The organism is Desulfatitalea tepidiphila (assembly GCF_001293685.1).
In the GTDB taxonomy this organism is placed as follows: domain Bacteria; phylum Desulfobacterota; class Desulfobacteria; order Desulfobacterales; family Desulfosarcinaceae; genus Desulfatitalea; species Desulfatitalea tepidiphila.
Genome location: NZ_BCAG01000003.1, coordinates 1,079,231 through 1,106,054 on the forward strand (window position 1 = coordinate 1,079,231; position 26,824 = coordinate 1,106,054).

Annotated in this window: 30 protein-coding genes; 16 read left to right on the forward strand and 14 right to left on the reverse strand. The window is 49.4% G+C overall.

Going from position 1 to position 26,824, the window contains the following annotated elements; genetic code table 11:
• Positions 1-20: 20 nt before the first annotated feature.
• The 4 genes from DFT_RS09385 (at position 21) to DFT_RS26495 (ending at position 2,719) form a co-directional block, all read left to right on the forward strand.
• Positions 21-395 carry a response regulator gene (locus DFT_RS09385; RefSeq protein WP_054030942.1) on the forward strand — a complete coding sequence of 125 codons (375 nt, stop codon included), beginning with the start codon at positions 21-23 and terminating at the stop codon, positions 393-395.
• A gap of 439 nt (positions 396-834) precedes the next feature.
• A complete protein-coding gene (locus DFT_RS09390; protein ID WP_054030943.1) occupies positions 835-1,161 on the forward strand; it encodes a hypothetical protein in 327 nt (108 codons plus the stop codon).
• Positions 1,162-1,428: 267 nt separating this feature from the next.
• On the forward strand, positions 1,429-2,265 hold the full coding sequence (locus DFT_RS09395) for an SDR family NAD(P)-dependent oxidoreductase (RefSeq protein ID WP_054030944.1): 837 nt from the start codon (positions 1,429-1,431) through the stop codon (positions 2,263-2,265).
• Positions 2,266-2,542: 277 nt separating this feature from the next.
• Positions 2,543-2,719, forward strand: coding sequence for a hypothetical protein (locus DFT_RS26495; RefSeq protein ID WP_200907047.1), 177 nt, complete (start codon positions 2,543-2,545; stop codon positions 2,717-2,719).
• Positions 2,720-2,788: 69 nt separating this feature from the next.
• On the opposite strand, the gene DFT_RS09400 is transcribed toward DFT_RS26495, so the two are convergent.
• A complete protein-coding gene (locus tag DFT_RS09400) occupies positions 2,789-3,070 on the reverse strand; it encodes an HU family DNA-binding protein (RefSeq protein WP_054030945.1) in 282 nt (93 codons plus the stop codon).
• Positions 3,071-3,491: 421 nt separating this feature from the next.
• On the opposite strand from DFT_RS09400, the gene DFT_RS09405 reads away from it, so the two are divergent.
• The 4 genes from DFT_RS09405 (at position 3,492) to DFT_RS09420 (ending at position 7,434) form a co-directional block, all read left to right on the forward strand.
• Entirely contained in the window at positions 3,492-4,643 is a 1,152-nt protein-coding gene (locus DFT_RS09405; protein ID WP_083453411.1) for a sensor histidine kinase, read from the forward strand.
• A gap of 84 nt (positions 4,644-4,727) precedes the next feature.
• Positions 4,728-6,065: a sigma-54-dependent transcriptional regulator gene (locus tag DFT_RS09410; protein ID WP_054030947.1), complete on the forward strand. Its 1,338-nt coding sequence runs from the start codon at positions 4,728-4,730 to the stop codon at positions 6,063-6,065.
• A 265-nt stretch (positions 6,066-6,330) separates the two neighbouring features.
• Positions 6,331-6,909, forward strand: a complete 579-nt coding sequence (locus DFT_RS09415) for a CBS domain-containing protein (protein WP_054030948.1) — start codon at positions 6,331-6,333, stop codon at positions 6,907-6,909.
• Positions 6,910-7,029: 120 nt separating this feature from the next.
• Positions 7,030-7,434, forward strand: coding sequence for a GreA/GreB family elongation factor (locus DFT_RS09420; protein WP_054030949.1), 405 nt, complete (start codon positions 7,030-7,032; stop codon positions 7,432-7,434).
• A 55-nt stretch (positions 7,435-7,489) separates the two neighbouring features.
• Here the strand turns inward: DFT_RS09420 and DFT_RS09425 are convergent, their stop codons facing one another.
• From DFT_RS09425 to DFT_RS09435, 3 genes are all read right to left on the reverse strand, one after another.
• Positions 7,490-8,341, reverse strand: coding sequence for a YitT family protein (locus DFT_RS09425; RefSeq protein ID WP_054030950.1), 852 nt, complete (start codon positions 8,339-8,341; stop codon positions 7,490-7,492).
• Positions 8,342-8,350: 9 nt separating this feature from the next.
• Positions 8,351-9,415: a lipid II:glycine glycyltransferase FemX gene (locus DFT_RS09430; protein WP_054030951.1), complete on the reverse strand. Its 1,065-nt coding sequence runs from the start codon at positions 9,413-9,415 to the stop codon at positions 8,351-8,353.
• 366 nt (positions 9,416-9,781) lie between these two features.
• A complete protein-coding gene (locus tag DFT_RS09435) occupies positions 9,782-10,066 on the reverse strand; it encodes a hypothetical protein (protein WP_054030952.1) in 285 nt (94 codons plus the stop codon).
• A gap of 463 nt (positions 10,067-10,529) precedes the next feature.
• Here DFT_RS09435 and DFT_RS09440 point away from each other — a divergent pair, with 463 nt between their 5' ends.
• From DFT_RS09440 to DFT_RS09470, 7 genes are all read left to right on the forward strand, one after another.
• Positions 10,530-11,858: a PAS domain S-box protein gene (locus DFT_RS09440; RefSeq protein WP_054030953.1), complete on the forward strand. Its 1,329-nt coding sequence runs from the start codon at positions 10,530-10,532 to the stop codon at positions 11,856-11,858.
• A gap of 181 nt (positions 11,859-12,039) precedes the next feature.
• Entirely contained in the window at positions 12,040-13,245 is a 1,206-nt protein-coding gene (locus DFT_RS09445; protein ID WP_054030954.1) for a CaiB/BaiF CoA transferase family protein, read from the forward strand.
• A gap of 62 nt (positions 13,246-13,307) precedes the next feature.
• Positions 13,308-14,648: a CaiB/BaiF CoA transferase family protein gene (locus DFT_RS09450; protein WP_054030955.1), complete on the forward strand. Its 1,341-nt coding sequence runs from the start codon at positions 13,308-13,310 to the stop codon at positions 14,646-14,648.
• Positions 14,649-14,768: 120 nt separating this feature from the next.
• Complete coding sequence (locus DFT_RS09455; RefSeq protein WP_054030956.1) at positions 14,769-15,281, forward strand: TRAP transporter small permease subunit; 513 nt, start codon at positions 14,769-14,771, stop codon at positions 15,279-15,281.
• 72 nt (positions 15,282-15,353) lie between these two features.
• Complete coding sequence (locus tag DFT_RS09460) at positions 15,354-16,673, forward strand: TRAP transporter large permease (protein ID WP_054030957.1); 1,320 nt, start codon at positions 15,354-15,356, stop codon at positions 16,671-16,673.
• A gap of 76 nt (positions 16,674-16,749) precedes the next feature.
• A complete protein-coding gene (locus DFT_RS09465; protein WP_054030958.1) occupies positions 16,750-17,781 on the forward strand; it encodes a TRAP transporter substrate-binding protein in 1,032 nt (343 codons plus the stop codon).
• Positions 17,782-18,150: 369 nt separating this feature from the next.
• A complete protein-coding gene (locus DFT_RS09470; protein WP_054030959.1) occupies positions 18,151-18,936 on the forward strand; it encodes an enoyl-CoA hydratase/isomerase family protein in 786 nt (261 codons plus the stop codon).
• Positions 18,937-19,223: 287 nt separating this feature from the next.
• On the opposite strand, the gene DFT_RS09475 is transcribed toward DFT_RS09470, so the two are convergent.
• From DFT_RS09475 to DFT_RS09495, 5 genes are all read right to left on the reverse strand, one after another.
• Positions 19,224-20,045 carry a hypothetical protein gene (locus tag DFT_RS09475; protein WP_054030960.1) on the reverse strand — a complete coding sequence of 274 codons (822 nt, stop codon included), beginning with the start codon at positions 20,043-20,045 and terminating at the stop codon, positions 19,224-19,226.
• 753 nt (positions 20,046-20,798) lie between these two features.
• The gene (locus DFT_RS09480) at positions 20,799-21,248 is read right to left on the reverse strand and encodes a CHC2 zinc finger domain-containing protein (protein WP_054030961.1); all 450 of its coding nucleotides are present in this window, start codon (positions 21,246-21,248) and stop codon (positions 20,799-20,801) included.
• 589 nt (positions 21,249-21,837) lie between these two features.
• Positions 21,838-23,004 (reverse strand): tyrosine-type recombinase/integrase, encoded by a 1,167-nt coding sequence (locus tag DFT_RS09485; protein ID WP_161807119.1) that lies wholly within the window; start codon positions 23,002-23,004, stop codon positions 21,838-21,840.
• Between the two features lie 117 nt (positions 23,005-23,121).
• The gene (locus DFT_RS09490) at positions 23,122-23,370 is read right to left on the reverse strand and encodes a hypothetical protein (protein ID WP_054030963.1); all 249 of its coding nucleotides are present in this window, start codon (positions 23,368-23,370) and stop codon (positions 23,122-23,124) included.
• 5 nt (positions 23,371-23,375) lie between these two features.
• On the reverse strand, positions 23,376-23,900 hold the full coding sequence (locus DFT_RS09495) for a hypothetical protein (RefSeq protein WP_152971921.1): 525 nt from the start codon (positions 23,898-23,900) through the stop codon (positions 23,376-23,378).
• Positions 23,901-24,114: 214 nt separating this feature from the next.
• Between DFT_RS09495 and DFT_RS09505 the strand changes: the two genes are divergently transcribed.
• Positions 24,115-25,449, forward strand: coding sequence for a hypothetical protein (locus DFT_RS09505; protein ID WP_054030966.1), 1,335 nt, complete (start codon positions 24,115-24,117; stop codon positions 25,447-25,449).
• A 62-nt stretch (positions 25,450-25,511) separates the two neighbouring features.
• Here DFT_RS09505 and DFT_RS09510 read toward each other — a convergent pair whose 3' ends face one another.
• From DFT_RS09510 to DFT_RS26210, 5 genes are read right to left on the reverse strand one after another with little or no spacing between them, the layout of a single operon-like run.
• Positions 25,512-25,706 carry a hypothetical protein gene (locus DFT_RS09510; protein ID WP_054030967.1) on the reverse strand — a complete coding sequence of 65 codons (195 nt, stop codon included), beginning with the start codon at positions 25,704-25,706 and terminating at the stop codon, positions 25,512-25,514.
• Positions 25,697-25,906: a hypothetical protein gene (locus DFT_RS09515; RefSeq protein WP_054030968.1), complete on the reverse strand. Its 210-nt coding sequence runs from the start codon at positions 25,904-25,906 to the stop codon at positions 25,697-25,699. The genes DFT_RS09510 and DFT_RS09515 overlap by 10 nt, the downstream gene beginning before the upstream one ends.
• Positions 25,903-26,151 carry a hypothetical protein gene (locus DFT_RS09520; protein ID WP_054030969.1) on the reverse strand — a complete coding sequence of 83 codons (249 nt, stop codon included), beginning with the start codon at positions 26,149-26,151 and terminating at the stop codon, positions 25,903-25,905. The genes DFT_RS09515 and DFT_RS09520 overlap by 4 nt, the downstream gene beginning before the upstream one ends.
• Positions 26,138-26,344: a hypothetical protein gene (locus DFT_RS26205; RefSeq protein ID WP_054030970.1), complete on the reverse strand. Its 207-nt coding sequence runs from the start codon at positions 26,342-26,344 to the stop codon at positions 26,138-26,140. The genes DFT_RS09520 and DFT_RS26205 overlap by 14 nt, the downstream gene beginning before the upstream one ends.
• Entirely contained in the window at positions 26,341-26,823 is a 483-nt protein-coding gene (locus tag DFT_RS26210; RefSeq protein ID WP_076750477.1) for a hypothetical protein, read from the reverse strand. Before DFT_RS26210 ends, DFT_RS26205 begins: the two co-directional genes overlap by 4 nt.
• Position 26,824: the final 1 nt, after the last annotated feature.

Genomic DNA, 26,824 nt, shown 5'->3' on the forward strand with positions numbered 1-26,824 from the left:
AGATTGCTGAGGCTGTTGAGGTGAACAAGTATCGTATTCTCATAGTCGATGACGAGCAGGCCATTCGTGATGTACTAAAAGAATGGCTGGAAACCAACGGTTATGAAGTGGCCGTCGCTCTGGGCGCCGAGGATGTCATTTGGCTGTCGGACTGGCAATGGAAGGGTTTTGACTGTATCGTTACCGGGATCAATCAACCCGGCTTAAATGGTTTGGAATTTACAAACCTTGTAAAATGTTGTGATGGTCCCCCAGTTGTCGTCATGACTGGATACCAATCTGAAGAAGTCAGGCCAATCGCCTGCAGGCTCGGTGCAGCGGCCTTTATGAATAAACCGTTTAATCTTGATGATTTTTTGCAAATTATTGATGACTGCTGCCGAAAGAGGCATTAACACCCTCCGTCCTAAAATCATCAACGAAGTTCTGGCGGCGTGTCCTCCGGTTTTGAATCACGGGGCGGCATTTTCAAAACAGCTTGACATAATATCCCATAACAAGCATTGTCCAAATAGTTCCTTTAATCCCACCTTTCATTGAACAGTTCCATAACCTTGGCTTTCCGGAGTCGAATATGGCCGGACAACTGCCACAGGATACCTGTTTTGGTGCCTCAAAGGTTTGGCGCGCCCTTTCAATTCAATTTATCGGTCCCTACGTAAAGTTGGAGCGACTCAAATTACCTGATTAAGCCTTCAGGGAACTGATCGTCTCTTGGAGGCAGGGTGTAGATCGTTATTCCGCATTGATTTGAAACTGTATTACGGTAGCGGTCTTAAGAGTATATTTTTCAGAAAGAATCTTCAAAACCCGGCAAATAATAAGGAGGACTCTATGACTGTTTTAGCGATTGATATCCAATACCCATTAAACAAAAACACAGAAGTCGTGGCTGCATGGTTCAGGGCCATAGAAAAATATCCGCAGCCAGAAGGTCTTTTTACTACGTTGCTGGACAATGTTGTTAGGGTCGACAAAAAGGGCGTTAAGGTCTTGGCGGCGTATCTGATCAATCCTGGAAAATATGATGGTGCGTCTTCCTATTGGGTCAATTTTATGAAAGAATATTGGGATATTGAAGGCTTTAGTTATGAATTTTCAACCTGGCTGACAATAGAGGAGGCAATGGGGGTAATCGACCAACAGGCACCTGGAAGATAAAATGCTACCCAGTTGTCAGCAAGAATTTAGTCTGACGATAAAATAGGAGCCAAACCATGAATGAATAAAAACATATTGAACTCGCACATGTCCTTAATACACTCCCGAATGGATTTCCAGCAACCGATTCGGGTGTGGAAATCCGCTTATTGAAAAGGATTTTCCGACCGGAAGATGCCGAACTCTTTTGTGATTTGAGGCTGGATTTTGAAACACCAAAGCAAATATCTGCGCGAACAGGCAGGCCCCTTGAAGGATTAGAGCACCATGATGAGTATTTTTAAAGACAAAGTGGCTATCGTGACAGGAGGGGCGGGTGGTATCGGAAAAGGTTTATGTGAAGAACTCTGCAAGCATGACGCCATAGTGATCGCTACCGATATCAACGACAACAAATTGAAAAAAACAGTGAAAAAAATATGCGATACCTATGGCAGGTGTTCGGCAGTGACATTTAGCTCGACAGACTATGATGCCTTTAAAAAGTGCATTGAAGACACGGCAGCACGCGAGGGACGATTAGATTATATTTTCAACAATGCCGGTGTTGGCATCTGTGCTGAATGTCATGTAAGTGAGGTTGAACATTGGAAACAAGTGCTGGATGTAAACCTCTACGGGGTGATATATGGATCTTTGATCGCCTACAAAATAATGGAAAAACAGGGTTTTGGCCACATTGTGAACATGAGCTCGGTTGAAGGGCTGATACCATTTCCCCTGGCATCTCCCTATGTGACAAGCAAGTTTGGCGTGATGGGGCTTTCACAGGCCATGTGGGTCGAAGGTCATGATCTTGGAATCAAAGTAAGCGTGGTATGCCCTGGTTTCATTAAAACCGATATTTTCGATGTTTCTCCAATGATTGGAGTGGATGTGACGAAATGGCTGGCGGCTAATGCAAAATGGGAACGGTTTGGAATCTCCCCCGAAAAATGCGCCAAGCTTATATTGACCGGGGTTGCAAAGGACAAAGCCATTATCCCTGTCACCTTTTTAGCGAAATTCTTCTGGCTGCTGGCCCGAATTAGCCCAAACTTAATTCTCAAGACGATTTTAAAAGATTTTCGGACTTGGCGGAAGGCGGTCCGAGTCCCATTATGAGACTTCAGGCACCTTATTGCCCTTCCGATTGAAGAGATGCTGAGGGCAATTGTTGCACCTTATTGTTGTTTGCAAACAAGTTTCTCAATTGCGCAAACATCAATCAGTACCGGGATTCGGTCGGTGTCGCCCTGGGTATGTTGAGAGCAACAATGACGGCATTATGCAACCACTGGCATATACAGCCTGAAGCCAATGGCTTTAATCAGTGAGGCATGGCAGAATTTGGTCCGCGTGTGATTCTCTTCATATAAAAATTGCAACAGGAAGGACCCACATGCTCAGTAAACCTGAATCGAGCAAATGTTCAGACGATACCGAGCAAATCGTTATAAACCTTCCTTGCCGGCTGATCGAAAGAGCGCAGAAATATGCCGATGAGCACGGCAACAGCGTCACAGGTGTGATCATCGAGGCCCTGGATGCGCTACTGGGAGGCCGGACAACCAGATGATTTACTCAGATGCTCCCCAAAATCATCGGCATCATATCACTAGACGACCCAATTTTGATTTACCATTTTTCATTCACCCCGATCCACCCGCTCCTTCAGTTCCGTTCCCACCTTGAAAAACGGCAGGCGTTTGGGCTTGACCGTTACAATTTCTCCGCTTTTGGGGTTGCGCCCCGTGTAGCTATCGTACTCTTTGACTTTGAAGGAACACAGCCCCCGGATCTCCACGCGGTCGCCGTTGATGAGTGCATCTGATAAGTGGTTGAAAAACAGGTTGACCACGTTTTTGGATTGCGCCCTGGAAAGTCCTTGCTCCTCTGCCAACTTCGTTATCAATTCGAGTTTGTTCATGGATACTCCATGGGTAATGGTCATTGGTAGGATTCCGGATTTGTATTGCCATATGGGCTAACGGTCAAGAATATAATGGGAAAATGGTTTAAGAGGATCATTTCATTATGCCGCATTGCTCGAAAACATTACACAATCCGTAAGGCCTGGAATACCCCATCGATGACCCGGGGGTACCAACCATATGCACATCTGATATCAATCAAAAATCATCGTCTGAAAATCGAATGGGAAATCGGTCTCAAAGGTATTGAAGGAGCGATGGCTAATGAAATTTGAAACCAAATGCGAAACAGGGTAACTTCATTGCGGTATAATTAAAATTGCCGGTGACCTGGACAGGGATCAAACCATAATTTTTACCGGCAAGCCCTTCCCCAATGGACGGACCCATTGCGGAAGGGAAAAAGGAGTATGGACAATGGTGGACCGGAGTGTTGTAGAAGAGCAGTTAGAGCTGATCGAGCGCAACAAGGAGCTCTCCTGTCTATACGAGATCGCCAAGATCATCGCCCCTTCGGACAGGTCCTTCTCAGACGTATTACAGGCAATAGTTTCCATATTGCCATCGGCCTTTCACTATCCTGGAAGAGTGGGGGCTAGCATCCGGGTAGACGACCAAGTATTCACGACAGACGGTTTTAGTCCAACCACCAGCAGAATAAACGCCACACTGACGATTGAGGGGCGCCCCAAGGGAATGATCGAGGTCTTTTACAAGCAGTTTAAAGAGGATGCGGATGGTGATGGGCAAGGCCATTTTTTGACGGAAGAAACCAACCTGCTGCAAACCATTGCACGCCAAGTCTCCTTGATGATCGAGATAAAGCTGGCCAATGAAAAACAGGCCCGGCTGGAAAGTCAGTTGCGTCATGCGGATCGTTTGGCCAAAATCGGGCAATTGACGGCCGGCGTGGCCCATGAGCTCAATGAGCCGTTGTCGGGCATTCTGGGTTTTGCGCAGTTGGCATTGAAAAAGATCGATACCCCAGAGCAGGCTGCCCGTTATCTGGATCGCATCGTGCAGTCGTGCCTGCATGCCCGCGAAATCATCAAAAAAATGATGCTGTTCAGCAGTCCCATGCCCCAGCACATGGTGCGGGTGGATTTGAATCAGTTGCTGACTGATGGAATGTCATTCATTGTTCCCCGCTTCGAGGGATCCGGGATTCGGTTTGATGCTGATTTTGATCCCGCTTTGCCGAACATCTCCGCGGATGCGTCCCAGATCACCCAGGTATTGGTCAACTTGGTGATCAACGCGATCCACGCCATGCCCGATGGTGGCGTCTTGACGGTGAAAACCGTTTGTATTGAGGGCAAATCCTGCTTAATCGTGCAAGATACCGGCGTCGGAATGGATACCAAAACCCTGGAGCAGATTTTTTTGCCGTTTTTCTCCACTAAGGATGTGGACCATGGCACTGGCTTGGGACTGTCTGTCGTCCACGGTATTCTATCCGCTCATGACGCGACCATCGATGTTCAAAGTCAATTCGGTCGAGGTACTGTTTTTACCATCGCTTTTCCGGCTATCGAAGGAGGTGATTGCGGCAAAGGCGGCGATCCTTGACACAGACATACATTTACGTTTGCAGCGTACCAGGTTTTCCGGATAATCCTGCGCGGCATTTTTTAGGGACCATGGAGGAGGAATATGAGTGGCGCGGACGATTTTAATGCGCAAGATTTCAGCATCCTGGTGGTGGATGATTCGGTCGATGCCCGCGAGGTGATCCAGGCCAATCTGGAAGACGAGGGTTATGCCGTGCACACCTGTTCCAGTGTGGATCAAGCGTTACAGATGTTGTCCCAATCCGACTTCGATATCATTGTCACCGATCTGAGAATGCCCAGAGTCAGTGGTTTGGCGCTGATCCGCCACGTCAGGCAACACCTGCCGGCCGTGGAGATCATGATGATCACCGGGTATCCCTCTATCGAGGGCGCCGTCGAGGCGGTCAAAAGTGGCGCCGAGCACTATCTGGCCAAACCTTTCACCGATTCGGAACTGATCGAAGCAGTGGGTGCCATCGCAAGGAAGGTGCTCCGCAAGCGATTGGCGCACGACAAGGTTACGCCTGCAGAAACCTACGGCATCGTGGGCCAATCGTTACCCATGCAAAGGGTTTTCCGGTTGATCAGCAAGGCCGGACTCACCGATGCGAATGTCCATATCAGCGGGGAGAGCGGCACGGGCAAGGAGATGGTGGCACGGGCCATCCATTACGCCGGAGCCCGCCGCACTGAGCCATTTGTGTCGGTCAACTGCACCGCAGTGCCGGAAAGCCTGATCGAAAGTGAGTTGTTTGGCTACGTCAAAGGCGCATTCACCGGCGCCGGCAATGCCCGCACCGGTTTTTTCGAAATCGCCAATGGCGGAACCCTATTCCTGGACGAGATCGGTGACGCCAGCCTGGCCATGCAGGCCAAACTGTTGCGCGCCATCCAGGAAAAAACCATTTACAGGGTGGGATCCAGCCGGGCCATTCATGTGGATACCCGTTTGATCTGCGCGACCAATAAGGATCTGCTCCAATTGATAGGCAATGGGCTTTTTCGTGAAGATTTGTACTATCGCATCAACGTGATCGATATCCCCCTGCCGCCCTTGCGCGACCGCGGCGATGATCTTTTTTTGCTGATAAAACACTTCCACGCCAAGTTCACCAAAGAGATGGGGGCGGATGCGCCGCGGTTCAGCGATGAGGTGCTGCGCCGCTTGAAGGCATATCGATGGCCGGGCAACGTGCGGGAGCTGGAGAACCTGGTGCAGAAACTGGTGTTGATGGCCGACGGCCCGAAAATCGATGTGGCAGATTTGCCGCCTGCCATGAAAAGCTGGGTCGAACCGTCCTGGCGATTGGACCGCAGCCTGGCCGAAATGGAAGCCGAGTACATTCGGCAGGTATTGGAAAGCGTCCATGGCAACAAATCAAAAGCTGCCGAGATCCTAAAAATAGACCGAAAGACGGTGCGCGATAAGCTAAGATAAGATAAAGCGACTACCGGCAACGCACAGATGGGGCAAATTCTCCCACTGGCCGCTTTTTTCCCATCTGCACCCTCCAGTGTCTCTCCGTAGTCGTCCATCCCACAAGCACCCATAGTCCCCCCGTCGGGGCTATCCGCAGATGGATCAACCCATTTTACTCTCCTTTACGATGGCATGATAACTGCTCTCATGAAAGGCATCCCGGCGCCCAATGCTTGTTTCGCGCCTTTCCCGCAATTTTTTGGTCGATTCATGGAGAGTGAAAATGGAAAAGATGAAAGTAAGAGAACTGATGCGTCCCATCGATGAGTTCCCCCGCATTTCCAGCCGCGCCACATTTATGGAGGCGGTGGAGAGCCTGGACAGCGCGGATTTGGCCTTCAGGGCCGGCAAGGCCCCCGAACGCATCGTGCTGGTTTCTGACGAGCGGGGAAGGATCATCGGCAAACTGTCTCCGATCGATGTGGTCAAAGCCCTCGAACCCAATTTCAGCTATATCAATGATCTGAAAATCGGGTTCCACAAGCATTTGGTGCAGGCGTCACTGGATTCCATGAAAGAACTCTATCGGGTTTGGCATAATCCCCTGCTCGACCTCTGGCAGAAGGCTACCAGTATCAGGATTCGTGATTTCATCAATAGGCCGCAACCCGACCAGATGGTTCACGCAGATGATACCATGGACACTGCCTTTCACCGTTTTGTGGAAGGACGCCATGGTTCGCTATTTGTGCGAGACGGTGGGGAAATTGTCGGCCTGATCCGATTCTCGGATGTCTATCGAAAAATTAAAGAAGCCATGCGACTGGCGCCTGTTGGTGAGGCTACGGCCGAAACGGTGTAATGACCATATGGGTGCGACTATCGCCCGGGCCACCAGGGCTCATATTCGCACCCGCTCGACTTTAGGGGGCTCGATCCAATCAATACCATTCAAGAAAAGACGTGCAGCTGGAGGTGACGCGTGAGTTACAGTCCCATCTATATTACTGCGGAAGACAGGGCACGCGTGGAGTGGTTGATGCTGTTTTACGACCTTTTCACGGAGGAGGAACAGAAAAGGATTCGACGTCTGTATTATGAGGTTTCCCAGGGCCTAGTGGTCAGTGCGGACCAGATTCCGAGCAATGTGGTAACCACCCATTCGCGCATTAAGTTGGAAGAAATAAAGGGCGACACGGAGGTCGCCCTTTATTTGGTGTTTCCAGACGAGATGAAGCAAGGCTTCGGCCGAGTTTCAATATTGACAGCTATCGGGGCCGCGCTTTTGGGACGCAGGGTAGGTGATATCGTCGAATGTCAGACCACCACGGGGGTCCGCCGATTCGCGATTACATCGACCAAACATTTCAATCGAGACAGTGTCTGAAGGCAAGGTCGGCGCTCGACAGGCGAACCGTCGGGCAACCATACAAATCTCTGCGCTACCATTGGGGTTGATTACCGATCCTCAAGCCGGTGACGTCGCCGGCCGTCATCATCGCTATGAATGCATCAGGATCCTTTTCCAATACGATCTTTTTTAACGAAGCTATGTCCTTTCGATGGATGACCGAAAACAGGATCGTCTTTTCGGTTCCGTGATAGCCACCCTTTCCATTCAGTTTTGTAATGCCCACCTGATAATTGTGCGTCAGAATATCTGCAATCGCATCGCAGTGATTGGAAATGATGATAGCAGCCTTCCGTTTTTTCATGCCATGATAGATGGCATTTGTCGCCTGCATCGCAACTATCGCGTATATGAGCGAATATAAGACCTTGTCGACGGGAAAAAGAAGTGCAGAAACTGCCAATACGCCAATATTGATCACCACGGCACCAGTTCCTATCGAAAGCGAGAAGAGCTTGTGAAATATGACACCGATGATGTCGCTGCCTCCGGTCGAGCCACGGGAGCGTAATATAATCGCCATGCCCAGACCGGTTATGCCGCCTGCAATCACGGCATTAAGCATTTGATCGGGGACTTCTATCTGAAAATCGACCAGGTAAAGCATTGCAGAATAAATCAACATGCCCCACAACGAATACAAAAAAAATCTAATGCTGACAAAGTATAACCCCAATAAAAAAATCGGGATATTCAGCAATAGGTAGATGGTGGTTAATGATAGCGCAGGATGAAGATAATATAAGATCAAGGCCGCTCCCGTCAGTCCCCCCGATAAGAAACCTCGAGGGATCAAAAAGGCTTTGACGGCAAATGCGCATATGCTGCTGCCCAGCGTCAGCAATAAGGTTTGAAGTAGGCTGTCTTTCAATATTCTGATCATGATGCTCTCTTAGTTTTCTGCACAGGTGGTTTCCCAGTTCCGAAATGCAAGATAGGCGGTTTCGTCTACTGGATAATCCCAGGTACCGCTGTGATGCACAATTTGGCCGCCGAATCCAGATTTGAAGAGGTATAAGCCATAAAAGGTGAATTGCGGATCGGCTACGGGAGAGACGGCGCCCATATCGTACACTCGACAATTATATGCTCTGGCACACTGAATCGCTTTCCAGTGAAGTGCATAAGAGCCCATGTAATTTCTCTTGATATTGGCAGAAGCACCGTGAAGAAACAGCGCTCCGTTTTGGGAAATAACGATAATGGCACCCGCCAATACGTCGCGGCCATGGGTTGCCATAAGCAAAAATATCTCAGAGTTACCCTGGTGTTCTTTGTGGGCCGAAAATAAAGCCTCAAAAAAGCGGTATTCACTCATCTGAAAACCGTTGCGCTGCGCTGTTTGGCGATACAGGTCGTAAAAAATCGGCAGCTTTTCTACCGAGAATGCACTTACCCGCACACCTTTTCGATGCGCAAGTCCTATATTGTATCGAGTCTTGGGCTTCATTCGAGAAAGCACGTGCGCTTCATCACCCTCAATGTCTACAATGCAGCTGTGGGCAACCGTCATGTCCACCGGCGCTTTTTTCAACTTCCAGTTTCTTGTGCCAAAATTCATGCGTATTTCTCGAATTCTGGGGTCGGGGTAATCGTACCGCTGGCATTTTTCGATTTCACGTGCGTATGACGATTCCCAAGGCAGATCATAGCGAATGAAGGCAACATCCTTCTGCATCTGAGTGATCAAGGACTCTGACATGGATTCCAGAAAGCGTCCATAATCTTCCGGCTCCGGTGCGAACTCCGGTCCCTGTGGGACGTACAGACCAACCGTGTTGCGGCCAATCGATTTGGCCAACACGAGCAGGTCTCTTCCCGACTTTGCACCGTCCAAATCGAACGCATAGGTCTTCCACCCCAATTGCCTCTTTACCGTCTCCCAATAAATACTTTGGAAAAGGATGTCAGTTGGGTAAAGCTTTTGCGAATCCTTGGGCTTCAGAATCACGTCCACGGCCTATCACACTCCTCTTTTTGTTTTGCGCTTGCAATATTTACAACGCGTTTGAATTATTGAAAATTTTCCAGCCCTAAATCCTTATGATTAAAAGTCCTGAAAATGAAGAGCACCTCAAGCCGTCACCTATCGCAACTATTGTGCCTATTGTCCGCCCCCAATTTGTGTGACGATTGAATGGAAAGGTAACTTATTGTTATTAAACGCGATGATTCAATTTTACATAGCAGATAAGACTATGGCTATAGGTGATCGAGCTGCACATTGAAATTTGATTCGATGGATTGGTTGGGAGTTTTTTGGCCAGTGATCCTATTTTCCCCAGTCTCCATAAGATGATCATTCAACTTTCGGGATAGGTTTTTAACCGGTCAACAATTTGTTCTTTGACAAGCCAACACACTGCAACGCTGCGTCCATGATCGCGTCGAAGAAGGCAATCGCCGTCTTTTCGCAGAAAGTGCCCAACTGCCTGAGCCTATCGGTGGCCAGCATCAAAATGCGACATAGCGCCTCGATAAATGAGATGTCGGCCATCCCATATCGATGCATGAGCGGCGCGATTTTAAAACTGCCAAAGAAGTCATCGTTTTTGCTTTGAAAATGAACAGAATCTTGCGACTGAGAGGGGATGGTGGTTTGGTCCATTTGAGCCCTTCTTTTCGTATTTATTGCGAATTTTCGTAAATCCACCATAAATCAATAAGTATGGTTCATCAATTATATTAGTATGAAAACAATATCATAGACCATATTTCATCCTCTCAATCGATAACCGAAAGTTGAGAAATTATTAATGACTGCTGCCAAAAGAAGCATTAACACCCCGCTCCCCAAAATCATCGGCATCGTATCTGGCATTTTGTTCGTTGAACTCTTTCAGAAACCCGTGTTCCTTGAAAAAGCTAACAAGGTACGGAAACCTCAGAATTTGAATGATGCCGATTCTATTTAATGATATGATATTTCTTTAAATATTTGCTGAACTGGCGATCATCAGCGAAAAATGGGGAAATTATGATTTCTTAAAATATCCCCTTTTCAATACCTTGGTTTTGTAGGTAGGCACATTTTATAGTGTCGGAAATATTTTTTAGAACGGGGTTCAAAAATGAAAAACGGGAAAATGGATTATAAACCTGAACATAATCAACATCACAGGCTGAATAAGCAATCATCGTTGAAAAAGAAAAAATTATCATTGCAGAGCAACCTTGACCTACCAGCTGACTACATGAGGTTAGTCCTCGAAAATACACATGAAGCCATCATGATCATACAAGATGAAAAATATAAATTCATAAATCAAAATTTTGCCAACGTATACGGTTATTCGCCGGAAGAGATGTATAGAAAGAGTATAAAGGATATTGTTCATCCAGAAGACTACGAAAGAGTCCGTAGTAACTACTACAGACGCCTTAAAGGGGAACAAGTTGAAAAGTATCCATACAGAATTATTGATAAATCAGGGAACATTAAATGGATGGAACTAAGTGGTGTGGAGATATTATGGAAGGGAAAACCGGCTGCTTTAAATTTTATAACCGAGATAACGCGTAGAGTTATTGCCGAGGAAGCACTTAAAAAGTCGGAACGTCAGCTTTCCGATATTGTTAATTTTATGCCACAAGCTCTATTCGCGATAGATAGAGAAGGCAAGGTGATTGCTTGGAACATGCGGATGGAAGAATTATCTGGAATCAAGTCGTCCGATATGATCGGTAAGGGCAATTTTGAATATGCCCTTCCGTTTTATGGGCAGAGAAAACCGATCCTAATAGACCTAATTACAAGGCCGGATATTTCCGCTGATAAGGACTATTTATCCATAAATAGAGGGAAAAATTTTCTGCATGCTGAAAAGTTCATTGAAAATAATGGAAATCCTCTTTGGTTACAGATCGAAACCAGTCTGATACATGATCACGAGGGAAATGTTCTCGGAGCAATTGAATCAATCCAAAACATAACGAATTTGCGAAATGCACAGAAAGAGTTGAAGGAACAGACGGTGCATCTGGAGGAGGCCAACACGGCCCTTAAGGTGTTGTTGAGGCATCGTGAGGAGGACAGAAATGAAATAGAGCAAAAGTTTGTCAGCAACATTAAAAACCTTGTAATGCCCTACTTAGAGAAGCTGAAGACAACCGGTTTGAGTACCAATCAAACAAACTATCTATCGATAGCGGAACTACACCTTTCAGAGGTTTTGTCACCCTTCCTGATAAAAATGGAACGGGGCAAGACTGGACTTACACCGAGGGAAATAGAGATAGTCGCGCTCGTGAAAGACGGTAAAACTACAAAAGAAATCGCACAGCTGCTGTGCATTGGAGAGACGACTGTCAACAATCATCGACGACGGCTTCGTGAAAAAATGGGACTGAGAAATAAAAAATCAAATCTTCGTTCACACCTATTGTCTTTTGAGGAATGATCCAACGATATAGTCATTATTAGATTATTCTTTGGTTATTGCATCTCCCTGCCTTTCTGTTAATTTGTACACATAAAAATCAAGTTACTGCTTGCCTACAGTATCAATGAAGCGCTGTCGGTCTACCGATCAGGTAATCACGCATAATTTCATATTGCGCGATAAGGAGGATGTTCAAAGTATGGGGAAGCAACCGTTCGAAGGCATCAGGGTTCTTGATCTGTCCAATTATATAAGTGGTTCATTTTGCTCCAAGCTTTTTGCAGATTACGGGGCTGATGTCATTAAGATTGAAAAGCCGGGCAGGGGGACATTGACCCGTCACATGCCTCCATATATCGGAGACTTACCAGATATCAACAAAAGCGTTTATTTTTTATACCTCAATACAAACAAAAGGAGTGTCACTCTTAATCTGAAAACAGATTCTGGGAAAAAGATTTTTGGTCAACTCATACAGGACGCTGACATTTTGTTGGAAAGTTTTTGCCCAGATACAGCGTCGCGATTAGGACTAACGTATGACGTGATAGAGAAATTGAATCCAAGTTTGATCATGGCCTCTGTTACAAATTTTGGGCAAACAGGGCCTTATCGTGACTTTAGGGCGTCGGATTTGGTTCATTATGCCATGGGAGGTGCGATGTACTCTACGGGCCTTCCAGAGATGGAGCCCTTAACCAAGGGGCCCAATGCCCTGCTATTCGAGACAGGATTACAGAGTTGTTATGCTGTTTTAGGAGCCTACATGGCAGCGCGCCATGATGGTGTCGGCGACCACATCGACATTTCCATAATGGAAGCACAACTAGCCGGATGTGAGCGAAGGACGGCTAATTTGCTCACTTATCAATATACTGGCGATTTTACCCGACGCACCACTCCTATTGCAGGCCTCTTTTCGACGGTTCCCCCATTGTTGCCCTGTAAGGATGGTTATGTAACTGTCTCGATTGGACCTAAGAATTTTTCAAAATTTCTTACTTTGATGGGGCGACCAGACCTTGCCAATGATCCAAAATGGGACGCTAACAATATGGAAGTATCGTCTGAGGTGTTGAAAGTTTACCACGATTGTTTTCTAAAAAAGACAAAGATGGAATGGTCTGAGATGTTTCAAAAGGAGGGTTTGATTTGTACTCCGTTGAGCACACCAGAAGACGTTTGTACTGATGAGCATTGGAAATCACGGAATTTTTTTGTGGAAGTTCCATATTCTTCGAAAGAAATGGTAAAAATTCCCCGCGGTTTTGTTCGTGCAGAGTCCGAATGGTGGAAGATAAGGAGGCCAGCCCCTTCGCTTGGACAACACAATAAGGAAATTTATGGCGAATTGGGTTATAGCATTGAGGAATTGGTTGCACTGGAAGCGCAAGGAATAATCTAATCTTTGAAATTATATCAAAATGTTGGAGGTGGTGCTTGCGGATTAGGCACAGCAAAGAAGAGATGAAAGCGAAAAGATTTCCCTTGGAAGGTATTAGGGTGTTGAGTTTGACACAATCGTGGACTGGTCCATTCGGAAGCATGTTGTTGGGCGATTTAGGTGCAGAAGTATTAAGGTTAGAACAAATCCAATATATCGGCGGATTGACACGGGGTGTAGAAGCCAGGCCCAACGAGGAAAGGTGGTTAAACGACAAGGGTGGGGGGATCATGCAATATGTGGATCGAAAGCCGTGGGGGCCAAACGGCGAGTACCCTTGGAATCGATTCAGTTTCGGCAATTGCCACCTGCAGAATACATACAGCTTCACGCTCGATTTTTCCCGACCTAAGGGGTGGGATTTACTTAAAAAAATAATCAAACTAAGCGATATTTTCATAGAAAACAATACCCCCACCACAGCACCAAAGTTGGGATTCACATGGGATTTTCTTCATGAGATTAATCCAAAACTTATTGTAATTCGTTCGCCTGCATTCGGTCTAAGTGGTCCACATACGAACTGGAAGGGATTTGGAAGGAACGTTGAAGGGGCAATTGGTCACGCTTGGTTGTGCCGGTATTCCGAGGCACCTGAGCATTTAATCAGTAATAGGCAGACATATCTCATGGACAATATGGGGGCCCATACGGTCGCCACGGCCGCAATGATGGCGCTGCTGGACAGAGATAAAACAGGGGTCGGTTCCCACGTTGAAGTGGCACAGGCGGAGGCTGCAATGGGTGCTTTACCAGCTCCCTGGATCGACTATTTTGCTAACGGAAAAGTGCGTTCAGCAAAAGGTAACCGTCTTGATACGGCTGTGCAGGGTTGTTATCCGACTTTGGGGGACGACCAGTGGGTAGTTATTTCAATTGGCAACGATGAGCAATGGAAAGGCTTTTGCAAAGCCATAGGGAATCCACCATGGACGAAGGAATACCGCTTTAGCGATCTGGTGGAAAGACTTAAAAACCAGGATGATCTTGATGCTCAAATTAGCAAATGGACACGTAAGCGCACAAATTATGATGTTATGTATATTTTGCAAGCACATGGGGTGGCTGCTGGTCCAGTGACGACGGAAAAGAATATTTTCGAGGACGGCCACTTGAAGGACCGTGACTTTTTTATTGAAGAGACCCAGAAGTGGTGCGGGACTCACCTGTATACAGGGTACACTGGAAAATATAACAAAACACCGCGAAAGAGCCGCGCGGAGATGCCGCCTTGCTGGCTCGGAGAACATAACGAGTATGTTTTTAAGGATCTCTTGGGGCTTTCCGAGAAGGAGTATGCTGATCTGGAAAGGGAGCGTTATATAGGAACCGAAGTCTTAGCTGAGGCAAAGGTTAGCCTATAGGAATGGTTGGATTGCGATTCCAAACATCTTACTGATACCAAAAAATTAGCGGAAAATCTCATTTGAGAAAGCGGTTCATGCACTTGTAGCCACTTAGAAAAAAGGCCGGAGGAAGAGCTTATGTTAAAACTTCTCATAAATGTAATCAACCGAATAAATTACATTGTGGGGCTTTTACTAGGGCTTACGATTCTCTTAATAGCTGCACTTGTCGTCTATGAGGTGACGTGTCGCTATTTTTTTAATGCGCCGACGCTCTGGTCCATGGAGATCAACGAGTACCTTTTTTGTGCGGTTTCTCTTATGGGCGGAGGGTACTGCCTGCTGAAAGATGGTCATGTTCGGGTTGACCTACTGTACCCAAGGCTATCAGCAAAGGGACAGGCTGTTGTGGATTTCTGCACATTCCCGTTAGCACTACTATTTTGTGTGCTGCTGGTTTGGCATGGTTGGCAGGAAACCTGGGGTGCTTTTGTAGGACATCATTTGTCCGATTCGGTAATGGCAATGCCTCTTTGGCCAGCATGGCTCACTGTCCCTTTGGCAGGCTTCTTGATGGGCATCCAAATTATATCGAGATTACTTGGCCATATAGACAACCTGATGTCTACGGATGCAGCGGAGCAGGGCTGATCTTAATAGTGCCGTTTGCGCATCTGTTAAGGTCAATCGCATATTGGATTTCAAAAGGGAAGGTAATTAATAATGGAAATATGGATCCTTTCTATTATAACCATCACCAGCCTTGCTGTACTACTTATTTTTGGTTTTCCTATATCATTTACAATGGCGGGACTTGCGATTTTCGGAACCCTTTATGTGTGGGGGCCAGCTGGACTCTATATGGTTGCTGCCAGCGCATTCGGAAGCGGGACTCATTTTACTTATATTGCCATCCCCCTTTTTCTTCTAATGGCCCATTTTCTTAAATCCAGCGGATTAGCAGAGGACTTGTACGAAACCATGTACCGCTGGTCGGGCCATTTAAGGGGAGGGTTGGCCGCCGGAACAATTATTATTTGTGCAATATTTGCGGCAATGGCTGGTATCAGTTCGGTGGCAACCGTCACAATGGGATTGATCGCCCTGCCTTCGATGCTAAAGAGAGGCTATGATAAGTCGTTGGCCTTGGGAAGTATCATGGGGGGAGGCACATTAGGTATCCTTATTCCGCCTAGCATTATCATGATTATTTATGGCGGAGTTGCTGAAGTATCAGTTGGTCAACTCTTCATGGGTGGCGTCCTCCCAGGTATCCTGATATCGCTTTTTCTTATTCTCTATGTTTTAATAAGATGTTGGATTAATCCCAGCATGGGGCCTCCGGTTGAAACGAATTTTACCTTTAAAGAAAAACTCGTGATATTAAAAGGGGTTATCCTTCCGGTTCTTCTGGTTATGTTAGTCTTAGGCACAATCTATCTTGGTATATGCACACCTACGGAAGCAGCCGGCATCGGTGCGTTTGGTGCATTTTTATGTGTGATAATCTATCGACGCCTGACGTGGGACACTTTAAAAAGTGCGATTTTGGATGTCACAAAGACAAACGCTATGATCATGTGGATCATTATCGGTGCAGCGTGTTTTGCAAAATTTGTTGCTGTATCTGGACTTCAAGACAGCATCTTCGAGTTAATGGTCAATTTGGATATATCACGGTGGTGGATTATCATTTTTATGCAAATGGCCTTTTTCATCTTAGGTATGTTCCTTGATCCAGCAGGTATTGTCACTTTGTTAGGACCACTTTTCGTGCCGATTGTCATTAATTTGGGATTTGATCCCCTTTGGTTCGGTATACTTTTCGTTGTCAATATGGAAATCGGTTATTTAACCCCACCCTTTGGATTTAACTTATTTTATATGAAGGGAGTCGCACCGCCCGAAATCACAATGAAGGACATCTATCGTGCGATAACACCTTTTATAGCCATTCTTTTGCTTGGATTGATAGTACTAATGATTTTCCCACAGATTGCGTTGTGGTTGCCGAGTATGATGACTGAAGGTGGGGCCAGTTAGAGCTCTACTTCATTGTATATAAAATCGGAATACGAGAGAATAAAACGCAATAACCAAAGGAAAGGAGAAAAATGTGATGCGCAAAAATTGGATGGTCAGTTTGCTAATCGTGATAGTGTCATTGTCTTTTTTTATGTTGGCAAATGTAAATCATTTGCATGCGGCTAAAAAAACGACCATAAAGCTACAGACAGTATATCCAGCATTGAGCCAGACTGCTACGAATCTCAAATTTTTCGCCGAGAGAGTCGATTTGTTGACCAATGGAGAAGTGGAAATCAAAATTTTCTGGCCTGGACAAATGGTCGGTGCAAAAGAGGGACTGTCTGCAGTACAGCGAGGAATGATAGATGCCTTTTTTGCTGGTATGGGGCTCTATTTTTCAGGGATAATTCCAGAAGCGGCTGGTGTGTGGCTTCCCTATGGGTGGGGTAATACTAACGAATTGTTTGATATCATGTTCAACTATGGATATCTTGATTTATTAAAGCAAGCATTCGATCAACATGAAGTTCACTATGTGGCTCCAATGTGCGTCGGAACTCAGGGATTAATTACCAAATTCCCGGTAAGAAAACTGGAAGATGTCAAAGGGAAAAAAATACGGGCGGCGGGCATGGCTGGCTATACGGTCAATGCTTTCGGAGCCGCTCCTGTAAATCTACCCCCAGCCGAAATATATACCGCACTTCAAAGAGGCACAGTTGATGGAACCACTTATCCCTGGTATACTATTGAAGATTATAAATTTTACGAAGTGGCGAGTTATATTAGTACTCCTGGCTTTTTTACTCCTGGTGTGTGCGATCTGATAATGAACAGGAAAGTATGGGAAAAACTCACCCCGGAGCAACAAAAAGCCATTGATACTGCCGGTATTGAGATGTTTCACAACTCAAAGAAGTTAAACGATGAATCGGATGAAAAAGCGCTGGAATTTTGCAAAGCTCACAACGTTGAAAACATTATTCTTAGTGACGATGAATTTCAGCGTTTCAGAAAAGCTGTTGAGCCCGTTTATGAAGAGCATGGGAAAAAGTCAGAATTGTGCGCCAAACAGCTCGATATTATCAATAAATACCGAGAACAGGCAGCATTAAAAAAATAACTAATGGGTTAATCTACAAAATATTGCTGCCACCAGCACAGCAGAAAAAAGAGCGCCTTTTTTTATAGAGAAATCCCTTTGATATACTCCTGAAACTTCCCCTCCATGAGCAAGTGGAGGGGAAGTTTTCTTTAGGTATTACTCCATAATCTGTGTAATTTGGTCAGATGCGATTCGGTTCAGCCAGAGCAACAGACTTGGAAGGTCAACAAAAAACAAGCAAGAATTCCTCCGAATCGCGGTTGTTGTTAGGTACGATTATATGATCCGTGAATTAATTAAAACCATCTGTCAATATCATATTAACCTTCTGGGATTGTTTAATAATAAAAATTTCAATAAGCAACTTGGCTCGTAACGGAGTAGAAAATGAATTTTGAAAATGTCCAATTAGAAACATCAAACCATATTGCCACAATTAAGTTGAATATGCCTGGGTCGTTCAACACACTTACAGACGAACTGAAGGCCGATCTTTTACGGGCGATAGAGCTATGCGCCGATGACGACGACACCAAAGTGGTAGTCATTACCGGCTCAGGAAAGGCATTTTGTGCCGGAGGAGATATAAACCTGTTTAAGGACTCTTCGAATGTGTCAGACAGGCTCAGGCAAGGATTGAAAATAGTTAATCTGATTATAATCGGAATTCGCAGGATGCCGAAACCTGTGATAGCGGCCATCAATGGAGTGACGGGTGGCGCAGGCGTCAGTATTGCCGCTGCCTGTGATTTGAGGATTTGCGCGTCGTCCGTAAAATTTAAAATAGGCTATACCTCGATTGGCTTAATCCCAGATGGGGGGTGGACTCTTTTGGTGCCGCAACTTATCGGCTTCAGCAAAGCTACTGAGTTGGTTTTGCTTGATTCCCCGTTTGACGCCGAGAAGGCACTTGAGTATGGTTTTGTGAACATAGTGGTGCCTAACGAACGGCTGGATGAGGAAGTCTATGCTGTGGCTCAAAAGCTGGCTAAGGGGCCTTCTGTTTCTTATGCAATTACAAAGGGCAATCTGAACCATGCAATGTATGGTTTGTTAGAAAGACAGTTAGAGCTTGAAAGGGAAGGCATGATAAGGGCAGGAAGGACGGACGACTCGAAAGAAGGGTTCAAGGCATTCCTGGAAAAGAGATCCCCCAGTTTCAAAGGAAAATAGACAGCTGTGATCAATGAGCCCCCTTCAGTTTCGTCTGTGCCAGCTAACAGATTGAATCATGTTTCACTTTGGCATCGGCGCCGGTTACGCCGCTTATTGGGTGGTGAGATGGATGGTCTGAAAATGCCAATCCCTACTCACTTGGGGTATAGTTTGCGTGTTGGGTATAGTGTTGGGTATTAAAAATCAGCCAAAAAAAGGGCTTAGATCGATCTCTAAATTGAAAACCAATAAATAGTCTGTGCTTATCTTAAAAAACAACCAATCTAAGAACTCGGAATTGAAAATCATTTTGCTATTTTTGACATGCTATTTGTTCTCTTAGAATTTCTTACATTGTGATTTAACCTACTGATATTTATTTCTATAGATTGAATAGAGGAATAAATCGAAGCGATATGCGGTTGCAGTTGAAGTTGAATTGCAATTTCTTCAATCTTTCTACGATTTAAACCAACTGCTTTTAGTATCTCATCAGTGGTTTCTGTCTCGAAAAGTAATACGTCAAATAACAAGCAATCTCCTTGGGGGGAAAAACCAATCGTGGTTGAATGGCCAGCGTCGTGAAACGTAGGGTTCTTTTTGTGTTTTTGATATGTTATCCAGTCATATTCTGGAAATGCCTTCCTTGCCAACGCTTCCTGCCATTCAGCAAGATAAAAACAACCACCGAAACATTGATACCACCTATAAGTATTTTTTTGTGGGTAATATTTGGACTCAATACGGTTATATTCTTTTTGATATAGTAGGTTAATTTTCTTTAATTTTTTATCTTTTGTATCTTGAAAAAGATCACCGTCAAAATCAGCATTATCGAGATCAACACCCATGTTACTTAATTTGTTAAAGTAATCATTAGATAATTTAGAATACTCTGGATCTTTCATCAGTTTTTCAGATGCATATTCACCATGAGTATCAAATTTCGTATATTGCCATGGACCGTGTCCATTCTTTGCATCCCATAGTGGCAAATGTTTCCATTTATCATGACGCTTCGAGAATCGGAGCATTCCCTTATCAAGAAGTTTTTTTACCTCAGAATCTTTAAGGTGGGGCTCGACAAGTTTCCAATCCTTTTTAAAATCAAAAACTTTGATTTGCACATTTCACCTCCATAATTATTGCGTGATAGTTTGTGTATCGGCTGTAATGCGATTTTCCTAAGAAATTTTTTTTAATCTATAAATCAATGAGATAAGAGCGCGTTTAAATGCGGTCTAAATTTATAAATCAATCCAGCCGGCGCTTGAGATCGGTGTCGGGTACGCCGTTTATTGAGTGGTGAAACGCGCTATTTTCATGGGTCTCGAACGATGAAAACAGCTCAACCACGCCGTAAATCTGCCCTCAAAGTTGACGGCTTTTTTGACGGCTTTTGGTTCCCCTAAACGGATTTTAACGGTCAAAAAAGGTAATAAAATCAGGCAGGATACGCGTTCGCACGGCCTTTCACGCCGGCGACAGGGGTTCGAATCCCCTTGGGGACGCCATTTTAAATACAGTGGGTTATGCTACACGACCCACGTTCTAGCCAAGCCGGACGTAAAATCCGGACGCAAAACGGCATCAGGATCGCCCTCCTGATGCCGTTTTGCTTTTATCGAACGGTATTAGGACGTCAACCCGTAATCATGCACGATTTGGCACCTGTGCAGGTCCTCTTCTTCTGTCGTGTTGTATCCGATAAGGATGTAAACCCCGTTGGATGTTGACCGCAGTTTATGCTTATTTAGCAATTGCAGGCCATGACGGATAAGCGGCTCGTCGCCCACCATAAACATCGGCTATGAAGATGTTGATGTCCCAATCGAACAGAATAGAAGCATAGGTCAAATCGGCATGGAATATCGGATTGTTCAAAAAGCTTCATCGCCGTTCGCCTCGCCCCAGAGCATGGTCTGCACCTTGCGGGTCCCCATGCCCTCCCAGGCCCGGGCCAGGTCGGCCGGCGCGACCGGCTTGTCCCCGGAGGACCGGGGGGCTTTCTTCTTGAGGGGGGCGTCGCCGTCTTGACGCCTGCCGCGGCCCTCGAGCGCGATGCCGTACTGCCGGCAAAACGCCTTGAAGTCGTCGGTCAAGTTCCCGGTGCCGGCCGCCTTGGACCACAGCTTGATCAGATCCCCGCCGACCCCGCAGGCCAGGCAGTTAAAGACATCCTTTTCGACGTTGTACGAAAACGACGGATTGGAATCTTCATGATAGGGGCATAGGCCGTGGAGCTCCGGTCCGCGCACCGACCGGACCTGGAAGAGCTTGCGGGCGATCTCTTCCCGCTGCTGGTACGATAAACTCAGCGCCTTGCCCATTTGCCACCCATATTAAATAAATAATAAAAAACAAACACATATAAAACCGCAAGCCATGGTGCAAAAAAGCCTCATTCCAAAATCAAATCCAAATGGTGTTTTTGCGTGCGAAAGCCACCCGGGCCTGCTGAAACCGTAACTGGGGGCACCCTCCGGAAAGGACCCGCACTGCTCCCCCCGGAAGGGACTGGAGGGTCCGCTTTTGGGCGGCCGGGTGACTTCCAGGGGCACGGGGCCTGCGGCGGCCGGGCACAAAAAAAGCCTCGGGCGGCCGTCTCGTGCGACCGTCAACGAGGCTATGCATCAAGGAAAAAGAATGATAAGGAATGCTGTCGATTTGATGTTGCCTGCCGGTAAACTCGGTGTGCTTTCTGGCCACCCGCAGTGGGGCCAAATTGGGGCACTTTTGGGGCACTATTTTAGATGGTGATGAAGCGGATGATGTGCTATAAGGGGTTGAAAAAGTTGGGAGTGATAGCAAGAAAAGTGGCGGAAGTGCATGGGAATCGAAACCATTTTCCGGTTTCTATCCCGCAGCAATTAAAAGACATTTTTTCCACTTTTTTTCTTTTGGACTCGTTATGGGATTTCATCCCTGCCTCATTCGTTTGTTGCGCTCCATCAATTCACGTTTTCTCGCCAAGGTAATTTCGGCATAATGCCGCAATGAATCGCGCCTGGCGTGACCCGTCAGCATCTGCAGTTCGTCGATCGTTCCCCCCGCCTCCAGGAAGTGGGTGCAGCTGGTGTGCTTGCATCCGCGATAGACCCATATCCTTCTCACTCCGGCGGCATCGCAGGCCGCGTACCAGACCTTGCGTAACGACTCGAGCGTATAGCGCCGGTGATCCCGGCGCGCCCGGGCGTTGACGAACAGGTAGGGGCTATCGGTGTCCTGCTTTAACAGGTGCCTGGCAATGTCCGTGAAATCGCTGTCGCAGGGCACGTAGTGCTCCTTCCAGGTCTTGGTGGCCTGCACGACCTGGCGCTTGGACAGGGTGCGCCGGATCCAGAAGGCATTGTTGATCTGATCGTAATCGGTCTTGTACAGCGCGCAGGCCTCCCCCGGCCGGCGATAGTGCATGTTGAGCCACTGGAACACCGGAAGGTGCTCGGGCGGTATCTCGGCCAGGACCTTGTCGCGCTCCTGGTGCGTCAGCCATTCCGGGATCCTCTGAACGATGCCGTATTGCTCGCGCCTGGGAAAGGGCGGGATGCGCGGAATGCGCTCGCAGCGCCAGGCGTAGCCGAGCATGGCGCGAACGGCCATCATCACGTTGAGCCGGCCCTTGGGCTCGAGCTCGATGGTGGCCATGAGCTTGTTGAGCGTGTCGTGCTTGATCTCGTGCAGACGCATTGGATTCGCCTTGAAAAAGGGTTCGATCCAGTTGCGGAAATAGCTCTCGTAGCAGTGGATCGTGGCCGGTTTTCGTTTCGGCATGACATCGTCGCGCATCCACTCCTTGTAGAACTCGATCACGTCGGACCACAGCTCGCCGGTGAACTCCTCGAGGCGGAACTCGCACTTGCCGTCGAGGTATTGCTCCCAGCGGGCCTGGATCAGCGATCGGAGTTTGACGGCCGTCTTGTAGCCATTGCATCGCCGCAGGTCCGGCCGGCCATCCTTGTCGTAGTGGGTGCATGCCATGAACTCGCGCTTGTAGCGCCTGATTTTCACCGCCTTGCCGACCTGGCCGGCCCTCCAGGAGACCACCCACCGGCCCCGGTCGGCCTCGAAATAGATTGATCCGCCCATATAGTTCACCCCCATCTGTTGACTGTCATGGAGGTGATTATGAATCAACGCGGCGTTCATTGGCAAATCAAGTTCGCTATTTTTTGATCCTGTTCAAAGCCGGCGGTCACCCACCAGCTAAAATAAACTCATCTGCACCGGGCGCGCGGGCTTTGGCGGCGCCTGCGCCGGCCGGTCCGCCGACCTGGTGAACAACCCGGTCTTGTTGGGGATGTATTCCGGCGAAATTGGCGGCGGGTTGATGTTGAGCCGCGGGTTTTTCGCCATCACCTCGCCCATGCAGACCGGGCAATACCTGAGAAAGCGCATGTAGCGCTGGTTGTGCTTCGGGCAATAGTTGCTCAGCTCGTGCCAGTAATCGGCCATTTGCGTCACCATCCCACCGGCTTGCGTCCCGGCCGCTTTTTCGCCAGAAGATAGGCCAGGGGCGGTTTGCCGGCATGGGGCCGGGCCGCGTACCAGCGGCGCGCGCGGGAGACGACCCGCGACTTGCACGTGGCGCAAAACGGCGATTTCAGGCCCACCGGCGGCCGGTTGCATCCCGGCACGGCGCACACCGCGCCCCGGGGCGGCAGATCGAACGGGAACCGGCCTCTTACCCTGGTCCGGATCGCCGCGTTGCCCGGCTTGGATCGGCCGGCGGCAAGGGCCCTGGCGGCCGCCTCGTCCGGCCCGCGGCCGCCGTACATCAGGCGGCAGGCGTCGCACAACGCGTTGCCCTTGTCCTTGCCCGCCAGGGGACAGGGGCGGCCCGTGTCCGGCCGGCACTTGCAAGGGCTGGCCAGGATGCCCGGCTCCAGGGGATTGACCCGCCGCGCGCAGCCCGCATCGTCCAGCAAGGGCGCCGCATGGAACTGACCGGGGATATCGCCCGAGGACCTGCTCGATCGCAGCATGGCCATCTATCCTTTCGCCACCGGCGTGCCGGGCAGGTGTTCAGCCCCGGCCGGCGCCCGGCAACTCATCGCCAGCAAGCCACCGGAAACGACAGCCTTTCCCCTGCGGCGATAAACGTTGGACATTTTTTCCCACTTCATGTACATAGCCACATTTGTTTCCATATTAAAACGGCACGTTAGAAAATCTTTCCACTTCAAGCGCGGAGGTGTCATGCGAAAGTTCTCCTGGTCCAACCTGTTGATCCTGGTACTGGTGGCCGTGCTGTGTGCCTGTTCGGGCGGCGGAAGTGATGACGGGAACGAAAACGGTGGCGACATTGTCCGTTCCTGGGGAACGGCCGAGACGCTTGAAACCAGCAGCCAGGACGCGGAAGCTCCGCAGATCGCCATGAGCGACGACGGCACGGCCATCGCCGTGTGGCGCCAGTTCGACGGCACGCAATACGACATCTGGGCCAACCGCTATGACGGCAGCTCCTGGGGCACGGCCGAACTGATCGAAAGCGATGACACAGGCGACGCGGAATTTCCGCAGGTCGCCATGGACGTTGACGGCGGCGCTATCGCCGTGTGGGGCCAATTCGACGGCACGCTTACCAACATCTGGGCCAACCGGTTCGACGGCAGCGCCTGGGGCACCGCCGAGCTGATCGAGCACGACGACACCAACAACGCGGCATTTCCGCAGGTCGCCGTGGACGCCGACGGTGGCGCCATCGCCGTATGGGAGCAATACGACGGCACGCGCTTCAGCATCTGGGCCAACCGCTTCGATGGCAGCGCCTGGGAAGGGGCCGGGCTGATCGAAACCGACAATGCCGGCGACGCATCTAAGCCTCAGGTCGCCATGAACGAAAGCGGCCAGGCCATGGCCGTGTGGAAGCAATCCGACGGCACCCGGAACAACATCTGGGCCAGCCGGTTCAACGGCAGCACCTGGGACACCGCCGCAATGATCGAGGACGAAAATCTGGGCAGTGTGAACAGTCCCCAAATCGCCATGAGCGCCGACGGCCGGGCCATCGCCGTGTGGGACCAGAACGACGGGTTCCGGGACAACATCTGGGCCAACCGGTTCAACGGCAGCGCCTGGGGCACGGCCGAAAAGATCGAGGACGAAGACCTGGGCCATGCGAGAGACCCCCAGATCGCCATGAGCACCGACGGCGACGCCATCGCCGTCTGGCATCAATACGACGGCTTCCGGTTCAGCATCCGGTCCAACCGGTTCGACGGCGGCGCCTGGGGCACTGCCGTGCTGATCGAAGACGACGACACCGGCCACGCGACTTTTCCGCAGGTCGCCATGGATGCCGACGGGTGCGCCATCGCCGTTTGGTATCAGTATGACGGCCTCTGGCACAACATCCAGGCCAACCGCTTCGATGGCGCAACCTGGACCGGGGCCGAAATGATCGAAGACGACGACACCGAAAACGCATATGATCCGCAAATCGCCATGACCGCCGACGGCAACGCCATTGCCGTATGGCAACAAACCGCCGACGGCAACCACGACGACATCTGGTCCAACCGCTACGAATAACGCAGCGGCCACCGGCGCCGGCGCGCCCGGCGCACACCCGAACCAAGCGAGCGGGAAGATTCTCATGGCCAGATGCCCCTGTCCCGGGCCAGCCACTCGGGGATTTGCATGATGCAGTCCACATTGTTTGGCAGCATGCGCAGGTCCTTGACCAGGCTCTTGGGGATCCTCACCGTGCTCTCCCCGTCGTAGACGAACCAGCACGCATCCGTTTCGCCCTGCAGCTCGCCGCAAAACTCCACCGTCTTCACGTCCATGGCCGGGCTCCTTTCGCAGGGGGGATCGCCTTGGCCGCGTTTGTCCGGGCCGGGCAGCGGGGCGGCGCATCGGGCCGAAGATCGCAACTGTCCCGGCACCAGCGCGAGCCCGACTCCACGCACGCTGCGCAAAAGGCCGCGTGCAGGGCCCTTTTCCGGGCGAGCTCGGCCACTTCCTCGGGGAACAGAACGTGTCTCATGGCGCCATCTCCTTTAAAGGGTGGACCCGGGCGGCCATGGAGGCCCGCCCGGGCGGGGGATAAGGAGGGGCCGATACTGGCGCCTCGGACCCGGGCGCTGGGGCGGCGGCAAAGCACGAGAGGGTGGCGGTCTCGCGCCTGGCGGCCGGTGGAAGATTGGCGATGGAGAACAGCAGATAGGCGATGCAGCCCAGAACGAGGATGAGAACGGCGGCCTGCCGGACGATGGCCTCAACCCTTGCCATGGCACCGCCTCCTTAATTCCTGGAAAAAATCATAATTGACCCAGATGCCGAACGACGCGCGGTCGCCGAGCCGCCGGTTGAACGCGTTCTGCTCGTCGTAGGTCATTTGCAGGTAGGCCAGCGGGCCCTCGCCGCTGCGGCCCATGCGGTAGAGCACGCACAAGTGCCTGTCCGGACCTGTGCACGGCGTCATGGCTCCCTCCGCGTGCCCGCGTCCAGGAGCTGATCGAGCTCGTGGCGGGCCTTGTCGTGGGCGTTTCGAATGCGGATCAGCTCGGTCGTCTCCAGCCGGCCGTCCTTTCGCGCCTCGCGGATCCGGGCGCCCAGCTCGCCGATGGCCACGGCCAGGTCGGCCAGCTCCAGGTCCGGGCACCCCTTGTCCGACGTGGCCGTGCCGTCTTTTTCCACCACCGCCAGGCCCAGGGGGGCGGCCAGAAGATCCAGGGCCGCGTGGGCCACGTCCCTGCGGCCGTGATCGTCCAGGGCGTCTAAAAACAGCGCCACCTGGTCGAGCACGTTTCGGCGCGTCACCCCGCAGTGGCGCGGATCGGCCGCCCACATCTGCATGTAGCGGGTCGTTCGGCCGAAAATCTCGTGCATCCGGCCGTCGGAAAGGGTTTTGCGGGCGATGTGGAAAATCTGATGGCTCTGGTATTGGTACCGGTACCGCATC

What these genes read in the sequence shown, in the direction of transcription:
- DFT_RS09465 (WP_054030958.1), top strand. Translation starts at nt 16,750, where the DNA reads ATGCGCAAAAATTGGATGGTCAGTTTGCTAATCGTGATAGTGTCATTG.
- DFT_RS09410 (WP_054030947.1), top strand. Translation starts at nt 4,728, where the DNA reads ATGAGTGGCGCGGACGATTTTAATGCGCAAGATTTCAGCATCCTGGTG.
- DFT_RS26495 (WP_200907047.1), top strand. Translation starts at nt 2,543, where the DNA reads ATGCTCAGTAAACCTGAATCGAGCAAATGTTCAGACGATACCGAGCAA.
- DFT_RS09405 (WP_083453411.1), top strand. Translation starts at nt 3,492, where the DNA reads ATGGTGGACCGGAGTGTTGTAGAAGAGCAGTTAGAGCTGATCGAGCGC.
- DFT_RS09455 (WP_054030956.1), top strand. Translation starts at nt 14,769, where the DNA reads ATGTTAAAACTTCTCATAAATGTAATCAACCGAATAAATTACATTGTG.
- DFT_RS09510 (WP_054030967.1), bottom strand. Translation starts at nt 25,706, where the DNA reads ATGGACGTGAAGACGGTGGAGTTTTGCGGCGAGCTGCAGGGCGAAACG.
- DFT_RS09460 (WP_054030957.1), top strand. Translation starts at nt 15,354, where the DNA reads ATGGAAATATGGATCCTTTCTATTATAACCATCACCAGCCTTGCTGTA.
- DFT_RS26205 (WP_054030970.1), bottom strand. Translation starts at nt 26,344, where the DNA reads ATGACGCCGTGCACAGGTCCGGACAGGCACTTGTGCGTGCTCTACCGC.
- DFT_RS26210 (WP_076750477.1), bottom strand. Translation starts at nt 26,823, where the DNA reads ATGCGGTACCGGTACCAATACCAGAGCCATCAGATTTTCCACATCGCC.
- DFT_RS09485 (WP_161807119.1), bottom strand. Translation starts at nt 23,004, where the DNA reads ATGGGCGGATCAATCTATTTCGAGGCCGACCGGGGCCGGTGGGTGGTC.
- DFT_RS09440 (WP_054030953.1), top strand. Translation starts at nt 10,530, where the DNA reads ATGAAAAACGGGAAAATGGATTATAAACCTGAACATAATCAACATCAC.
- DFT_RS09450 (WP_054030955.1), top strand. Translation starts at nt 13,308, where the DNA reads ATGAAAGCGAAAAGATTTCCCTTGGAAGGTATTAGGGTGTTGAGTTTG.
- DFT_RS09520 (WP_054030969.1), bottom strand. Translation starts at nt 26,151, where the DNA reads ATGGCAAGGGTTGAGGCCATCGTCCGGCAGGCCGCCGTTCTCATCCTC.
- DFT_RS09495 (WP_152971921.1), bottom strand. Translation starts at nt 23,900, where the DNA reads ATGCTGCGATCGAGCAGGTCCTCGGGCGATATCCCCGGTCAGTTCCAT.
- DFT_RS09505 (WP_054030966.1), top strand. Translation starts at nt 24,115, where the DNA reads ATGCGAAAGTTCTCCTGGTCCAACCTGTTGATCCTGGTACTGGTGGCC.
- DFT_RS09470 (WP_054030959.1), top strand. Translation starts at nt 18,151, where the DNA reads ATGAATTTTGAAAATGTCCAATTAGAAACATCAAACCATATTGCCACA.
- DFT_RS09395 (WP_054030944.1), top strand. Translation starts at nt 1,429, where the DNA reads ATGATGAGTATTTTTAAAGACAAAGTGGCTATCGTGACAGGAGGGGCG.
- DFT_RS09480 (WP_054030961.1), bottom strand. Translation starts at nt 21,248, where the DNA reads ATGGGCAAGGCGCTGAGTTTATCGTACCAGCAGCGGGAAGAGATCGCC.
- DFT_RS09390 (WP_054030943.1), top strand. Translation starts at nt 835, where the DNA reads ATGACTGTTTTAGCGATTGATATCCAATACCCATTAAACAAAAACACA.
- DFT_RS09490 (WP_054030963.1), bottom strand. Translation starts at nt 23,370, where the DNA reads ATGGCCGATTACTGGCACGAGCTGAGCAACTATTGCCCGAAGCACAAC.
- DFT_RS09445 (WP_054030954.1), top strand. Translation starts at nt 12,040, where the DNA reads ATGGGGAAGCAACCGTTCGAAGGCATCAGGGTTCTTGATCTGTCCAAT.
- DFT_RS09515 (WP_054030968.1), bottom strand. Translation starts at nt 25,906, where the DNA reads ATGAGACACGTTCTGTTCCCCGAGGAAGTGGCCGAGCTCGCCCGGAAA.
- DFT_RS09400 (WP_054030945.1), bottom strand. Translation starts at nt 3,070, where the DNA reads ATGAACAAACTCGAATTGATAACGAAGTTGGCAGAGGAGCAAGGACTT.
- DFT_RS09435 (WP_054030952.1), bottom strand. Translation starts at nt 10,066, where the DNA reads ATGGACCAAACCACCATCCCCTCTCAGTCGCAAGATTCTGTTCATTTT.
- DFT_RS09415 (WP_054030948.1), top strand. Translation starts at nt 6,331, where the DNA reads ATGGAAAAGATGAAAGTAAGAGAACTGATGCGTCCCATCGATGAGTTC.
- DFT_RS09425 (WP_054030950.1), bottom strand. Translation starts at nt 8,341, where the DNA reads ATGATCAGAATATTGAAAGACAGCCTACTTCAAACCTTATTGCTGACG.